The organism is Gordonia jacobaea (genome assembly GCF_001186365.1).
Taxonomy (GTDB): Bacteria; Actinomycetota; Actinomycetes; order Mycobacteriales; family Mycobacteriaceae; genus Gordonia; species Gordonia jacobaea.
The window spans coordinates 17,295-29,934 of record NZ_LDTZ01000020.1; the positions used below are offsets into that span (position 1 = coordinate 17,295).

At 63.3% G+C, this 12,640-nt stretch carries 19 protein-coding genes; 4 read left to right on the plus strand and 15 right to left on the minus strand.

The features are described from left to right. The gene (locus ABW18_RS16755; RefSeq protein WP_049700146.1) at positions 1–1,311 is read right to left on the minus strand and encodes a UDP-N-acetylmuramoyl-tripeptide--D-alanyl-D-alanine ligase; all 1,311 of its coding nucleotides are present in this window, start codon (positions 1,309–1,311) and stop codon (positions 1–3) included. A gap of 85 nt (positions 1,312–1,396) precedes the next feature. Here ABW18_RS16755 and ABW18_RS16760 point away from each other — a divergent pair, with 85 nt between their 5' ends. Further along, complete coding sequence (locus ABW18_RS16760) at positions 1,397–2,473, plus strand: D-alanine--D-alanine ligase family protein (RefSeq protein ID WP_049700147.1); 1,077 nt, start codon at positions 1,397–1,399, stop codon at positions 2,471–2,473. Positions 2,474–2,845: 372 nt separating this feature from the next. Here ABW18_RS16760 and ABW18_RS16765 read toward each other — a convergent pair whose 3' ends face one another. From ABW18_RS16765 to ABW18_RS16805, 13 genes are all read right to left on the minus strand, one after another. Then, the gene (locus ABW18_RS16765) at positions 2,846–3,361 is read right to left on the minus strand and encodes a hypothetical protein (RefSeq protein WP_005171335.1); all 516 of its coding nucleotides are present in this window, start codon (positions 3,359–3,361) and stop codon (positions 2,846–2,848) included. A 7-nt stretch (positions 3,362–3,368) separates the two neighbouring features. Further along, positions 3,369–3,515 (minus strand): hypothetical protein, encoded by a 147-nt coding sequence (locus ABW18_RS22915; RefSeq protein WP_157227548.1) that lies wholly within the window; start codon positions 3,513–3,515, stop codon positions 3,369–3,371. A gap of 1,005 nt (positions 3,516–4,520) precedes the next feature. Further along, positions 4,521–4,769: a hypothetical protein gene (locus ABW18_RS16770; protein ID WP_049700148.1), complete on the minus strand. Its 249-nt coding sequence runs from the start codon at positions 4,767–4,769 to the stop codon at positions 4,521–4,523. Further along, entirely contained in the window at positions 4,766–5,647 is an 882-nt protein-coding gene (locus ABW18_RS16775) for a major capsid protein (RefSeq protein WP_049700149.1), read from the minus strand. Before ABW18_RS16775 ends, ABW18_RS16770 begins: the two co-directional genes overlap by 4 nt. A 12-nt stretch (positions 5,648–5,659) precedes the next feature. Beyond that, positions 5,660–6,037 carry a capsid cement protein gene (locus ABW18_RS16780; protein ID WP_005180389.1) on the minus strand — a complete coding sequence of 126 codons (378 nt, stop codon included), beginning with the start codon at positions 6,035–6,037 and terminating at the stop codon, positions 5,660–5,662. Beyond that, positions 5,950–6,336 (minus strand): helix-turn-helix domain-containing protein, encoded by a 387-nt coding sequence (locus ABW18_RS23505; RefSeq protein ID WP_373279123.1) that lies wholly within the window; start codon positions 6,334–6,336, stop codon positions 5,950–5,952. Before ABW18_RS23505 ends, ABW18_RS16780 begins: the two co-directional genes overlap by 88 nt. A gap of 86 nt (positions 6,337–6,422) precedes the next feature. Continuing rightward, positions 6,423–6,644 (minus strand): hypothetical protein, encoded by a 222-nt coding sequence (locus ABW18_RS16785; RefSeq protein WP_049700150.1) that lies wholly within the window; start codon positions 6,642–6,644, stop codon positions 6,423–6,425. 81 nt (positions 6,645–6,725) lie between these two features. Further along, positions 6,726–6,902, minus strand: coding sequence for a hypothetical protein (locus tag ABW18_RS22920; protein WP_160318055.1), 177 nt, complete (start codon positions 6,900–6,902; stop codon positions 6,726–6,728). A gap of 289 nt (positions 6,903–7,191) precedes the next feature. Further along, complete coding sequence (locus ABW18_RS16790) at positions 7,192–8,586, minus strand: AAA family ATPase (RefSeq protein WP_420841311.1); 1,395 nt, start codon at positions 8,584–8,586, stop codon at positions 7,192–7,194. Positions 8,587–8,603: 17 nt separating this feature from the next. Continuing rightward, the gene (locus ABW18_RS16795) at positions 8,604–9,023 is read right to left on the minus strand and encodes a DUF2742 domain-containing protein (RefSeq protein ID WP_005178616.1); all 420 of its coding nucleotides are present in this window, start codon (positions 9,021–9,023) and stop codon (positions 8,604–8,606) included. Positions 9,024–9,125: 102 nt separating this feature from the next. Next, entirely contained in the window at positions 9,126–9,470 is a 345-nt protein-coding gene (locus ABW18_RS16800; RefSeq protein WP_005178614.1) for a hypothetical protein, read from the minus strand. Continuing rightward, a complete protein-coding gene (locus ABW18_RS22775; RefSeq protein WP_152930122.1) occupies positions 9,463–9,645 on the minus strand; it encodes a hypothetical protein in 183 nt (60 codons plus the stop codon). Before ABW18_RS22775 ends, ABW18_RS16800 begins: the two co-directional genes overlap by 8 nt. Further along, entirely contained in the window at positions 9,642–10,349 is a 708-nt protein-coding gene (locus ABW18_RS16805) for a hypothetical protein (RefSeq protein ID WP_005178610.1), read from the minus strand. The genes ABW18_RS22775 and ABW18_RS16805 overlap by 4 nt, the downstream gene beginning before the upstream one ends. Positions 10,350–10,361: 12 nt before the next feature. On the opposite strand from ABW18_RS16805, the gene ABW18_RS22925 reads away from it, so the two are divergent. After that, positions 10,362–10,553 carry a hypothetical protein gene (locus ABW18_RS22925; protein WP_040519178.1) on the plus strand — a complete coding sequence of 64 codons (192 nt, stop codon included), beginning with the start codon at positions 10,362–10,364 and terminating at the stop codon, positions 10,551–10,553. On the opposite strand, the gene ABW18_RS23220 is transcribed toward ABW18_RS22925, so the two are convergent. After that, on the minus strand, positions 10,508–10,720 hold the full coding sequence (locus tag ABW18_RS23220) for a helix-turn-helix domain-containing protein (RefSeq protein ID WP_005178608.1): 213 nt from the start codon (positions 10,718–10,720) through the stop codon (positions 10,508–10,510). The genes ABW18_RS22925 and ABW18_RS23220 overlap by 46 nt on opposite strands. A gap of 165 nt (positions 10,721–10,885) precedes the next feature. Between ABW18_RS23220 and ABW18_RS16815 the strand changes: the two genes are divergently transcribed. Together ABW18_RS16815 and ABW18_RS16820 are read left to right on the plus strand one after the other, a co-directional pair. Then, the gene (locus tag ABW18_RS16815; protein WP_235434428.1) at positions 10,886–11,476 is read left to right on the plus strand and encodes an XRE family transcriptional regulator; all 591 of its coding nucleotides are present in this window, start codon (positions 10,886–10,888) and stop codon (positions 11,474–11,476) included. 1 nt (position 11,477) lies between these two features. Then, complete coding sequence (locus ABW18_RS16820; protein WP_005178604.1) at positions 11,478–12,635, plus strand: tyrosine-type recombinase/integrase; 1,158 nt, start codon at positions 11,478–11,480, stop codon at positions 12,633–12,635. Positions 12,636–12,640 lie beyond the last annotated feature (5 nt).

Here is a 12,640-nt window from a genome sequence, read left to right on the forward strand (position 1 = left end):
TCAGCCCAGTTTCTCGGCTACCCGCTCGAGCGCGGCGACGCGGCTGCCCTTGACCAGCACCGCGTCGCCGTTGCCGAGTCCGGCGAGTGCCGCGACGGCGGCGTCGATGTCGGCGACATGGGTGGCTGTCGAGCCGTAGAAGGGCTCGTCGACGGCTATCACCGCGATGCCGAGCGACTCTGCCTGGAGCGCGATCGCCTCGTGCTCGGCAGCTGAGTCGTGTCCGAGTTCTGCCATCGTTCCCAGCACGGCGAAGCGTCGTCGAGCATCAAGGGCCGCCAGGGAGCGCAGCGCGGCCGACATCGACGTCGGGTTGGCGTTGTAGGCGTCGTTGAGCACGACGACGCCGTCTGCCGTGGTGGAGAGTTCCATGCGCAGGCCCGACAGCGCGGCCCCGAGGAACCCGGCGGGCATCGACTCGACGGGTACGCCGAGTCCGCCCGCGGCCGCCGCGGCGGCGAGCGCGTTGGACACCTGATGCTCGCCGCGCGCCGCGAGCGACACCTGCGTGCTGCCCCACGGCGTGTGCAGGCGGAACGATGCACGGAGCTGATCGTCGACGACGATGTCGGTGGCCACGACGTCGGCCGAGGGAGTGAGTCCGTAGGTCAGCACCTGGGCGGACGTGCGGGATGCCATTGCCGCGACGCGCTCGTGGTCGGCGTTGAGCACGGCGATGCCGTCGGCCGGAAGTGCTTCGACCAGTTCGCCTTTCGCACGTGCGACGGCCTCGATGCTGCCGAAGAGTTCGAGGTGTACACCCTCGACCCGGGTGATGATGCCGACGGTCGGGCGCGCGATCGAGCACAGCAGCTCGATGTGCCCGACCCCGCGCGCACCCATCTCGACGACTGCTGCCTCGGTGTCGTCTGGGGCGTTGAAGAGCGTCAGCGGGAGGCCGAGTTCGTTGTTGAACGACTTCTCGCTCGCGGCTGTGCGGAACGTGGTGGAGAGCAGTCCGGCCAGCAGATCCTTGGTCGACGTCTTGCCCACCGACCCCGTGATCCCGACCACTCGCTCGGGAAGTCGACGCCGAGCTGCGCGGCCGAGGTCGGCGAGTGCGAGCGCGGTGTCGTCGACGGTGATGGCCGGAGCGTCGACGCCATCGACAGGACCGGTCGCGGTGAGGTAGGCGCCCGCGCCCGCCGACACCGCGCCCTTGATGAAGTCGTGTCCGTCGCGAGCAGCGACGATCGGGACAAACAGTTGCCCGGACCGCACCGCGCGCGAGTCGATCGTCGCGCCGTCGACCGTCACGTCGTTTCCGACGAGTTGACCGCCAACCGCGTCCGCCAGCTCAGTTGCCTGCATGTGCACGCCTCAACGCTAGAGGAACGCGCGAAACACCCCGCACGCCGGGGAGAGCGCGGGGGAGCGTCGACGTATCGTGTGACCCATGTCGACTCCCCTGCTTCGCCTGGTTGTTCTCTACGGCGGTGTCTCCGCCGAGCACGATGTGTCCCGCGTGACCGCGGCGCACGTGCTGGCAGCAGCCGACCCGGCCAAGTACAGCGTCGTCCCGATCGGTATCGCGAAGAACGGCACCTGGGTACGCAACGACAAGGTGATCGCCTCGCTGGCCGACAACACGCCGCTGCCCGATGCACTCGACATCGCGGGCACCGTCATCGACCCGCTACGCGAACTGCAGGCCGACGCCGAGGGCGCGATCACCGTCGTGCTGCCGCTACTGCACGGGCCACACGGCGAGGACGGCACCATCCAGGGGATGCTCGAGCTGTTCAAACTCCCCTACGTCGGCGCCGGTGTGCTCAGCTCGGCGGCGTGCATGGACAAGGGCATGGCCAAGGTCGTTGCCGCGCAGGCGGGAATCCCGCAGTGCCGGTGGATCGAATACCGCGACGGCGTCGACGACCCGCGCACCGTGGCGTTCCGCGCCATCGAGGAGCTGGGCCTGCCGCTGTTCGTCAAGCCTGCCAACCTCGGATCGTCCGTGGGAATCACCAAGGCGCACAACGCAACAGAACTCGACGACGCGATCAACCTGGCGCTGCGCTACGACGACGTCGTGGTGATCGAGGAGTTCGTGTCCGGGCGTGAGGTCGAGGTTGCTGTGCTCGGCAACGAGAGCCCCGAGACGTCGGTGCCGGGCGAGATCATCTCCGGCAGCGAGTTCTACGACTACGAGGACAAATACATCACCGGCGCGGCCAAGCTGGTGATCCCGGCGCCGCTGAGCGACGAGGCGGTGCGCGAGGTCCGTGAGCTCGCAGCGAAGACGTTCCTCGCCATGCGGTGCGCGGGCATGGCGCGGGTCGACTTCTTCTACGAGGAGGACGGCCGCGGTTGGCTGCTCAACGAGGTCAATACGATTCCCGGATTCACCCCGGGCTCGATGTACCCGAAGCTGTGGCAGGCCACCGGGATCGCCTACCCCGACCTCATCGACCGCCTCGTCACGCTCGCGCTGGAAGCACACCGTCGGCGCGCGGGGTTCTCGACGGAGCACTGAGGCCGTCGTTTCCCGCCTGACAGGGCGTGTGGACCTGTTCTATCCGAAGACGTTCCGGACCTCTCCCGTTTTCAGTCATTTTGAGAGGCGCCCGGCGACAAAAGCCCAGGTCGGCTCGTCGGGACCGTTCAGAAATGACTGAAAACGGGAGAGCCGAGGCGGCGCCGCTCGGTTCCAGACAGCGAAATACCCCCTCACCTGTGTAGGTGAGGGGGTATTTCTGGCGGTGGCGGAGGGATTTGAACCCTAATTGACCCTCGTGGTCAGGGTCGGATATGCGCCCTCACCTGCGGTTTGAGGTCTCTCGACGTCACCCCAGATCACCCGGTTTCGTGGGCAAGTGTGGGCAGAATGTGGGCAGAAGTAGTGGGCTCATAGTGGCGCGCCCTCGTTGAACTCGTCGAAGTTCAGAAACATGCGTTTAGTACCGGGAATCTGCTTGAACCCCGACCTCACATAGAAGTCATGGACCTTAGGGTGGTCGGCAGGATCGACGACGAAGAACACGCCTCCGATCAATCTCACCGCCTCATATGCCGTCATGTATGCGTCCGCAAGGAGGTCCACGCCCGAGCCCCGCAGCTGTTGATTCAGCGCCAGTTTGCCCAGCAACACACCAGGAGCAGACATATCCGGATAGTGACGCGGACGGAGTTTTTTGAAGAACGGCTGATCGTCGTCGGTCTCGGACACCACTGTTTGGAGAAGCGTGAAGTATGCGACGACAATGTCTTCCTCGTCAGCCCATACGTGCGTCCGAGAGCGTCCGAGTTCTTGATCCTTTAGCGCCTGCTTATCAAGCCAACGATCCAACGATCCGACTCCACAGTCCAGGTAACCGGTCCTGTGTTCCGAATGCAGGGGAGTGGCAGCGAAACCTTCGGCCACTCTTGGCCTACTTGCCCGCGTTCTTCCTGCGCTCGACGGCGCTTCGCAGCGACTGGGCGGGCTTCGCCTGAGTCGTGCGCATCTGCTGGATCTGTCCACGACGGACCCGCGTTACATCGCTCGTAGCGGGGGTTTTGCGCGATGTTACAGCCATGCCGCGAAGCATACACGCAGCGACTTCAGACAAGCTGTCGAATGGCCCGGAGTGGCGTCCACTCACCGGCAAAACAGAGGAAACGGCGCACGCAGAATCGGGCGGGACTCACGGCTGAAACGCCCATACCGGGGAAGGGGGTCAGTGCCACAAAACATGCCCGTGTCTGCGACTCCGCGGTGAGTCGCCATTTTCACACACAGGGGGCAGGTGCAGGTGTGGCATTTGCCCCACCATGCGCCCCGTACGTGAGGGACTGAACCCCTGACCGACTTTTCGGTGGCGTCACCGAAAAATGCGCCCAGGGTCGCATTTCAAACGCGACCCTTCCGAACTCTTCGAAGTCCGCGAGTGAGGGACTGAACGAGCCGCGATGGCCTGCTTGACAAGCAGACCATCATGCGCCCCGTACGTGAGGGACTGAACGTCGGTAGGAGATCGGAATCTTCGGAAGTTTTCGATGCGCCCCGTTCGTGGGGATTGATCCATGCATGGTCATCGTGACCACGGTTGCCGGAGCAGATTGCGCGGGTGCGGCGGGCGGAAATCCCAGCGGCGAACGGGGTTGGAGCGAAAAATCGGCACAGTGGGTCTGGTGCCACCATCACCGCCCGACTCAAGCGCGACGGCCCTGAACTCGTGCGACCTTATGCCTACGCTCCCACCACTTTCGTGACGCCACGAAAGTGGTGGAACGGAGCCAGGGCGGTGGCTCGAAGCTCGCGGACGTCCTTCGGCGAAAACACCCCACGACCTGCGAAAAAATAAAAGCCTGACTTACCTCGGCAGTCATGGTGTGGGGGGTGTCTGGATTTTTGGTGGGGGTGCCGGGATGGGTAGACCCCCGCTCGCCCGTGGTGGGTTTGCGGGGGTCTGGTGTCGGCGCGCTGGTCGGTCTTCGAGTTGGAAAGTCCACTGGCGGGACGGGGCTCTCGCGGCCATGCATTCCCGGTCGGCTGGAACTGGAGCGTTACGGCCTTGGGTGAGTTTGACGCGCCGAAGACTTTAGTGGTCTGGCCAGGCTCCTTGTGACAGTTGTGTGGGTGCTGCCATCGCTGCCAGGATGTCGACGTCCTCGGGTGCTTTGCGCAGGTGGTCGAGCCAGAACGCGCGGCGGTTGCTTGATACGCGTCCGTCTGCGATTGCGGCGTCGACGAGTTGCGCGTGGGTGCGTGCGGTCTCGTGTGCGGCTGCTACTGCGAGGGCGCCGGTCAGGCCGTGCCGTTGGGCGAAGTCGGAGTCGATGAATGTCATGGCTGCACCGTTGCGGTCACAACCTTGGTGGCCTGTGGTCGGTCGATTGCGAATCCGGGTACGGCGTAGACCTGGATGAGCTTCTGCCGTTTTTCGCGTTGGTCGATGACGTCGACGGTCAGCGGTCGTTCGTATCCGACGATGCCGGGTTTGCCCTTCTGCACGACGTAGGCGCGTCCGGCCGGCACGTACGGGTTGGTGACCATTGTCAGCCCTGCAGCGGTGAGCACGTTGGATAGGTCTTCTGCGTACCCGATGGACAGTGCGAGGGCGTCGTCGCTTGAGAGGAGCAACGTATCGGGCAGGAAGCCCAAGCGGTCCTCGACGAATGCGTTGCGAGCTCGCAGCAGGTCGGAGAGGGGGCGCAGCACGTGCGGCGTGATCTGGTCGGCGGGTCCGACTGTGATGAACGAGGTCCACGCGGCTGATGCGGGGATCTCGTCAGGTTGGGCATCGTCGATCGCTTCGAGAGCCTTGACGTTGAGTTTGCGGGTGAGGGTGTTGCTGAGTTGGCTCACCTTGTTGTTGAGTGCTGAGATGTCGCCGCGGTCGATTTCCTCGTCGGTGATCTCGACGGTCGCGCCGTAGTCTTTGACGAGCGCGAGACGGTAGTCGGGGTCGATGGCGCGGACTCGCTGGTATTCGTCGCCGGGACCGCGCTCGACGACGTCGTCGGCCGTGTAGCGATCGGCGCCAGTCAGTCGTGGGTGCAGGATGCCGCCACCTGTGACGGTTGCGCCGGCAGGACTAAAGAAGGTCGACAGTAGTTCGTTGCCTTCGGTGAGGTCGGCGATTTTCGCGCGCAGCCAGGTGGGCTGGGCCATGACTGCTGCGACTGTGACGTTGGGGCCGTCGATGCTGGGGATCAGGATGGACATGGTGTGTTCCGTTCAGTGGTAGAGGGAGACGAGGGCCAGCGAGCCTGCGGCTGCTGCGGTGACGGCGTATCCGACTGCGACGCCGGAGGTTTTGGTTTTGGCCTTGCCGTTGGCTCCGACTTCGATCTCGGAGAATGCGGCGACAGCGCCGTCAGCGGTGACCCGCACGACGCGTGAGGCACCTCGGGCGAGTCCGACTAGTTCACCTTGTGCGGCAGCGTATTTGGCGACACCAGCGACGCGACCACCGGCGTCTGCAGGTGCTACCGCGATGACTCCCTCGTCGGCGTTGCCGCTGATCTTCACGAACTGAGACGCAGCGACGGTCGCTGAGGCACGGCCAGTGACGTCGTGGCCCGGGCCGTAGACGTCGATACTGAGGTTCGGCATTGTTGTGATGTCCTTTCCGTAATCCGTTCTGCGACAACCGTGTCGGGAATCATCCACCGTCCTGCGTGGCGCACTGCGGGTAGTGATCCTCGTCGACACAAGGCTCGAACATTCTCCGGTGAGCATCCGAGTCGCTGTGCGGCTTGTTCTGTGCCGATCAGGTCATCTACGTTCGACTGTGCCCCAACGAGTTCCGTGTCGTGTGCCGCTGTTGGGGTATCGGAACGTTCGCCAGCAGCGGCGAGTTGTTCAGCGAGGATGAGGACACGGCGTTTGACTCCAAGACCACGTTGCCTCATCACCTTGTCCAGAAGTCGTAGCGCGGCCTCAATGTAGAGGGCGTCATCGGCGGAGATCACCACCCCGTCAACGACGATAATCTCGCTCACGGCAGCTGCTCCATCGTCAAATTCAGGACTTCCTGTCGCACAATGCCAACCGTGCCCGGTCGGGCATGTTCAGCGGCCAATGTTGCGATGCCGACCAGCAGTTCAGTACATCGACCCGCCTCGAGTGCATCGGTAAGAACTTCGTTGAGTGCGGCGTTGTCTCCATCTGCTGCGGCAATGAACAGACGGCGGGCACGAATGTCATCACTCGGATTCATGGTCTCGGTTTCCTCGTCGGGTAGATGTGTTGGCTTTTGCGGCGCGCTCGGGCTTTCCGTCGATGTGTGGGCCAGGCTTGTTCACGGCGCCGAGACATGGCGTACCTCCTCAATGGCTGCGGCGAGATCGATTGCGAGTTGAGTTGCTTCGTCGATGTCGAGGCCGTAGCGGTCACCGACCAGCGTCACGACGACTGGCCGCGCATAGTCGCGGGTGACGTAGACCGACGCCGAACCGCCTCTGCCGTAGCGCCTCACGCGGCACCGCTCCGTGGTCGACCGGGAAGTCGAGGCGCCTGCGCAGCAACCACTGATCCGTCATCGCGGCGGCTCGACGTCCATGACCGACACCGTTCGAGCGCAGGGCACTGGTGACATAGCGCTTCGGCCGCATCGTGGCGGTAGCGCACCTCGTCGGCGCTCTCGCGGGGGTCACGCGGATCGAATAGCTCTGGCGAGCCGATACAGTTTGCTCCACTCAGATCAGGGCTGTCGGCGAGGATCGCGGCGAGGAGACCAAGGGCACCCGAGTTGTAATCGGTTCGCATCACGACGCCTTCCCCGTCAGGCACTCGACGTGAGCCGCAATGGTGGGTTTGCAGGGGCGTCCACACACCGAGCAGATGTTCATCACGGCGGGTTGCGGAACGCACGCGTCGTGGTGGCCTGCGTCGACATCGGCGGGGAACGTCATGGCGAAACCGCACACCGAGCAGATCGTCGGGCGCGCGGTACCCCGTTGTGCCACCTCGTGCCCCGTGTCGGTGGGTGTGGCACAACTAGGGTTTTCGCCCTTTGGCATAGCGTTGTGACCAGTGGATATGCCAGTTGTGCCAGCTGTGCCACCCGTAGAGGTAGTGGCCTCGGGTGGCACAACGGTCGAGTCGACCACTTCCCCATCGACGACACGGTCACTTTGGTCGGGTAACGACCACGTCGACACCGGCGGTTGCCCCGTGTATCCGATCACCACGCCCAACTTCTTCCGGGCCCGCTGAAGGGTGCGCTCAGAGATCCCCGCCTTCTTGGCCTCTCTCTTCGCCTCTGCTGAGTGCGCATCGGGGCCTTCAACTTCCAGATACCCGCGAAGCCACGTCGCGGCGTCCTGACGCTCTTGGCGGTCGTCACCGTGTTCGCCGTCGAATTGATCGGCGATATGGTCGCGTGCGGTCCGATCCGACTGGCCGATGTAGCGCAGTCGAGGCACCGAGCCGTCGTGTTCGTCGGTCGCATCGAAATGCTGGATCGGGTCAATGGTGAACATAGAGGCCGGCAATGCCTTGGTGGTGTTGGCCTTCTCCACACCAACAACAAGGTTGCCGTCGTCATCCTGCTGAGCGAACAGTGTTAGGCGCGCCTTCTTGCGCAGCTCGCCGGTAGAGCCGTACTTGTCGCGAGCATTGCCTGTGTCGAGGCGATTGGTGTGGGTCAACAGCAGCACCGCGGCGCTGGTGTGAGTCGCCACCTCTTTCCACGGGTGCAGTGCACGACGTGCCTGCTGCGGGTCTTTGACCGACAGGTTCGCTGCGACGGTATCCAGCCAGGCATCGACGACGATCAGCACCGGCTGGGGGTCGGCGTTGCGCACAAGGTCCATGTCTCGGGGGAACACTGGCGCACCGCTACCGTCGTCCTCGGCGCAGATCACCGACACGTAGTCCAGGTCCACCCCCGCAACCTCGCAGCGTGGCAGCACAGTGTCGGTCCACGCATCCTCGGTGATCACCAGTAGGACGTGCTGCGGGGCGCGGGCGGGTATACCGAGTTCCGGAACAGCACGGCCTTTGGTGATTGCCGCGATGATCAGCACCCAAAAAAGGCTCTTCCCGATTCCTTCGTCACCGACCAGGAGATTGATCGCCGCGCGAATCAGATGACCTCTGGCTAGATGCCTCGGCTGTTCCGCTGGTTTCAGATCGGTCGCCTTCCACACCTTCGGCATCGACACTTCGCTGTCGCTCATGCCGACCTCCTAACAGCCCACGGATTCGCTTCGATCCAGCGTTCGTGCTCGAGTTGGCGTTGCGCTTGCGCGGACCAGTCGAGAGCGGCTGAAACTTCGGCGGCTGCGTCGATCATTGCTGTGGCGTGGTTTTCCAAGTGCAGTGCCCATTGGTCGGCGGCGAGGTAGATCGCGCCGACGCGTCGCGGATCACTAGCGCCGAGGTCGATCCAGTCGTGGGTGCCGATCAATGGGAGCGGCCCAACTCGTAGAGCGCGCTCGACGACGGGCCACAGCGCTTCGTGCGTCAGTGACCAAGAGACTTCGCGGCTGCTGGGCGTCAGCGCAACGATGCGGTTGCCCATGGGGTCGGCGCCGCACCTCGCCGAAATTCGACCGGGATCAGCCCCGACCTTTGGGATACTGGTGGTGGACATCAGTGGTGGTGCTCCTTTTCTGGTTGGGATTCCCCGGCTGGGGTGAACGAGTGCGGTTGAAGTGCGAGACTTCCGCCCACCCCATGCCGGGGTTTCTTGTATTCAGTTGTCGCCGAGAGTGCTTTCGGCATTGTTGGCCGCATTATTGAGACCGTCGCGCAGGTTCACACCCATTTCGTCAGTGACTTCAAGAATGGGACCAAGAATGCAGCGCGTCATTAACGAGAGGGCTGCGGCGGCGAGGAACCCGAAATAGTCGGGATCGTGTTCCGTCACCCATCGCTTGGAAACTTTGTCGGTGGCCTCGTCATCACCTGCGGTGGCTGCGAGTTGGTACATCAACCGGGTAGCGTCCGATTGCAGTTGGTCCGCGTCGATGAATGAGTCGACGTTGCCGTCACTTCCAGTGACCAGGATTTGTTGCGGTGGTTGTGTGGAATCAGGCATCACAATCCGGCCCTATCGTCCGGCGCGTATCTCGAATACTCCGAGACGTGCAACATACGGGCGAATTGCTGTCGCTCGCCCACAATTCGAGCTCTGCTTCTGCGCCGTCTTCCCGACCGATCAGGTAAGCGAGGACGAACCCGACGATGAAGGCGAATGCGACGATGACGGTCATCGGGACACCTCCCCGTGAACGGCCCTCAACGCAGCGATCAGCGCCTCCGAGTGGTCGTCGTAGATTCCGGCACGCGGCGGATCGAGGAGTTCAGTGAGCGCAGTCGTCATCAACTCCGCCAGGTGCTTGCGACGACGTACAGCCTCGCCGTGGTTGTGCACGCGAAGGCAGTTGACGCAATCCATGATTCGCCACCCGCTCGAATCGAACTCTCGGTGGTGCCGAGACTCGCCATACGCGATCGGGTCCAGCGAAGCCTTCGGGACATGGTTCGTGTCGTCTGCACTCGCAGGGGTGGGTACCAGTTCCCCGCACAATGTGCGCATCATTGGCGCCCCCGCGGCAATGGCCTTCGCTTCGACGGACGAGTACCAGATGTGGCTCAGCCGCGGGTTTCGCTGCATCCCGGCGCGCATACGATCCATGAACTCGTCGGTGTGGACGTTGCCGTAGTCGTCCGGCATTCCGTAGGCAAACGCCCACGTACGCTCATCGTGGCTAAGTCCTTTGATCAGTGCGTGCCGCGTGACTTTGCCGCAGCCTTCGCACTTGAGGTCGCCTGTCTCGGTGCGGTAGTCGCGGTTGCGGGGCCGCTTGGCCTGGCGAGGCTGCGCGCAGACAGTGCAGATTGCCAACAGCAAGTCATATACGTGGCGACGTCGCTCTTCCAGCACGTCAGCGACGGTGGGTACTATGGTTGTCATCGGTTCTCCTTAGTGAGAGTTGATCCGGCCGTCGACACCCGTTCCGCCAAGATCTGCGGTGTCGGCGGCATTGTTCTGTCGGAGGTCTTCCGTGTGATCGGCCTCCGGGTCCAGGCCGAGATCCTCGATGCGGTCTCGGTCGTGTTGGGTGATGCCCATCAGGCGGCGCCCGGATTCACTGTGTTGCTCTCGATGTACGCGTGAACGTCTGCCCATCGGTAGAGAACCCGGCGACCGTGCTTCACGTACGGAATCCCTTGACCGAGATAGCGATCCTGGCTGAGTGCCTCGACTGTGGTGTGCAAGACCTCCGCTACCTCGCCCGGTGTTCCAAGTAACGGTGGAGTTGCCACTGACTTCGTATTCGACATTCGGTCTTCTCCTCTTGGTTGAAGGAACGCGTTTTTGCGTCACTTCAACAGATACACAAAGAACAGGACTGATGTCAAGTAACTGGTAATCACGTATCGTTGCGAGCTATGGAGCTATCGGAGGCGATCGGGGCGAACGCACGAGCGCATCGCAAACGTCACGGCGTGACGCTCGACGAGGTTGCAAAGGTGGCTCGGTCCTACGGGTTGCGGTGGACTAGTTCGCGTACCGGAGACTTTGAGTCCGGCCGAGTCAGTTCAACGATCGGCACCGTAGTTGCCGCATGCATGGCGTACAGCGAAGCGACCGGCGACCCGTTGACCGTCTCTGCCGTCCTCACTACAGAGCACCGTCTTGACCTCACCTCAGAGCTCAGACTCACTGCCGATCGGCTAAAGGAGATTCTGTCTGGCGGCAACCCGACGCCATTGGCCGGCGACACGAAGAGCCCTGATGAGATCCGTGAGGTTTTCGCGGGCTCAGTCAACGCTTTTCGGGAGGCTGCCGCTAGATTTCCCGATGTCGACGTGCGCACACTCAAGAGTGTGGAAGAACACTCTGGACTGGCGACCTCACGACTTGCTGCCGACCTAGAGACCTCCGTCCAAATGATCAACGCAGCCAGCGCAAGTCTCTGGGGCTGGTCAGTCGAGGACGAGCGCAATTCACGTGCCGGCGAACACGCCACTCCACAGAGGCGCGGCCATATCATGCGGGCGTTGAAGTCCGAGTTGAGGCAAGCGATCAGGGGCTGAGATGGCGACGATTGAGAGCTATACGACCAAGAGCGGCAAGCGATATCGCGTCCGCTACCGCACGCCGGACCATCGCCAGACAGACAAGCGTGGCTTCCGAACCAAGCGTGACGCCGAGGCGTTCGCTGCCACCGTCGAGCTCGAGAAGCTGACCGGCTCCTACGTCGCTCCGACCCTGGGGCGCATCACCGTGAGCGAGCTCGCACCCGACTGGTTGTCGCGCAAGGAATCTGACGTTGCGCCGTCGAACTACCGGACACTCGAGAGTGCGTGGCGCACACACGTTGAACCGAAGTGGGGTCGGCGTCGCATCGCCGACATCGAACTGGGCGAGGTCGAGCGGTGGATCGCGGATCTTGGGCGCACCATCACCGACGCCAAGGGCGAAGTGGTGAAGAAGGGCGCCGGCGCGACGACGATCATCCGCGCCTACGGCGTACTCGCCGGCATCCTCGACGACGCGGTGAAGTCTCGGCGACTCGCAGTGAACCCAGCCCGTGGGGTCGAGAACTTGCCGAAGAAGGGCCGCAAGCGGCACGTCTACCTGTCAGCATCCGACGTCGAACGTCTCGCCGTCGAGTCGGGTGAGCACCGCGCCCTAGTGCTCACCCTGGCCTACTGCGGTCTGCGCTGGGGCGAGCTGGTTGCCCTGCGGGTCCGCGATGTCGAGTTCCTGCGGAAGCGGCTCACTGTGCATGACAATGCGGTGCAGCTTGGTGTAGAGCACGCGGTTGGGCGCACGAAGTCACGCAAGACTCGATCGGTACCTGTCCCCCAGTTCATCCTTGATGAGCTCTCGGTGCAATGTCAGGGGAAGGATCTCGACGAGCTGGTGTTCCCGGGTCCGAACGGTCGGTACCTGCCGCGGCCGAAGTCCACTCGAGGGTGGTTCGCCGGAGCGGTGCAGCGGGCAGGAGTTCAGACGATCACGCCGCACGATCTGCGACACACGACAGCGAGCCTCGCGGTGTCGGCCGGCGTCAACGTCCTGGCGCTCGCACGGATGCTCGGGCACACCTCCGCGAAGGTGACGCTCGACGTCTACGCAGACCTGTTTGACGACGATCTTGATGCTGTCGCGGTCACCCTGAATCAGCGCTACTCGCCGCAGAGTGTGGGCAAAGTGTGGGCAGAGGGAACCACCGACACCTCCCCGTAGACACC

Coding starts and splice junctions, on each gene's coding strand:
- ABW18_RS16755 (WP_049700146.1), bottom strand. CDS start 1,311: ATGCAGGCAACTGAGCTGGCGGACGCGGTTGGCGGTCAACTCGTCGGA.
- ABW18_RS16795 (WP_005178616.1), bottom strand. CDS start 9,023: ATGTCCACCACCAGTATCCCAAAGGTCGGGGCTGATCCCGGTCGAATT.
- ABW18_RS22775 (WP_152930122.1), bottom strand. CDS start 9,645: ATGACCGTCATCGTCGCATTCGCCTTCATCGTCGGGTTCGTCCTCGCT.
- ABW18_RS22915 (WP_157227548.1), bottom strand. CDS start 3,515: ATGGCTGTAACATCGCGCAAAACCCCCGCTACGAGCGATGTAACGCGG.
- ABW18_RS16805 (WP_005178610.1), bottom strand. CDS start 10,349: ATGACAACCATAGTACCCACCGTCGCTGACGTGCTGGAAGAGCGACGT.
- ABW18_RS16785 (WP_049700150.1), bottom strand. CDS start 6,644: ATGAATCCGAGTGATGACATTCGTGCCCGCCGTCTGTTCATTGCCGCA.
- ABW18_RS16775 (WP_049700149.1), bottom strand. CDS start 5,647: ATGTCCATCCTGATCCCCAGCATCGACGGCCCCAACGTCACAGTCGCA.
- ABW18_RS16820 (WP_005178604.1), top strand. CDS start 11,478: ATGGCGACGATTGAGAGCTATACGACCAAGAGCGGCAAGCGATATCGC.
- ABW18_RS16800 (WP_005178614.1), bottom strand. CDS start 9,470: ATGCCTGATTCCACACAACCACCGCAACAAATCCTGGTCACTGGAAGT.
- ABW18_RS23220 (WP_005178608.1), bottom strand. CDS start 10,720: ATGTCGAATACGAAGTCAGTGGCAACTCCACCGTTACTTGGAACACCG.
- ABW18_RS16790 (WP_420841311.1), bottom strand. CDS start 8,586: ATGCCGAAGGTGTGGAAGGCGACCGATCTGAAACCAGCGGAACAGCCG.
- ABW18_RS16770 (WP_049700148.1), bottom strand. CDS start 4,769: ATGACATTCATCGACTCCGACTTCGCCCAACGGCACGGCCTGACCGGC.
- ABW18_RS16760 (WP_049700147.1), top strand. CDS start 1,397: ATGTCGACTCCCCTGCTTCGCCTGGTTGTTCTCTACGGCGGTGTCTCC.
- ABW18_RS16780 (WP_005180389.1), bottom strand. CDS start 6,037: ATGCCGAACCTCAGTATCGACGTCTACGGCCCGGGCCACGACGTCACT.
- ABW18_RS23505 (WP_373279123.1), bottom strand. CDS start 6,336: ATGAGGCAACGTGGTCTTGGAGTCAAACGCCGTGTCCTCATCCTCGCT.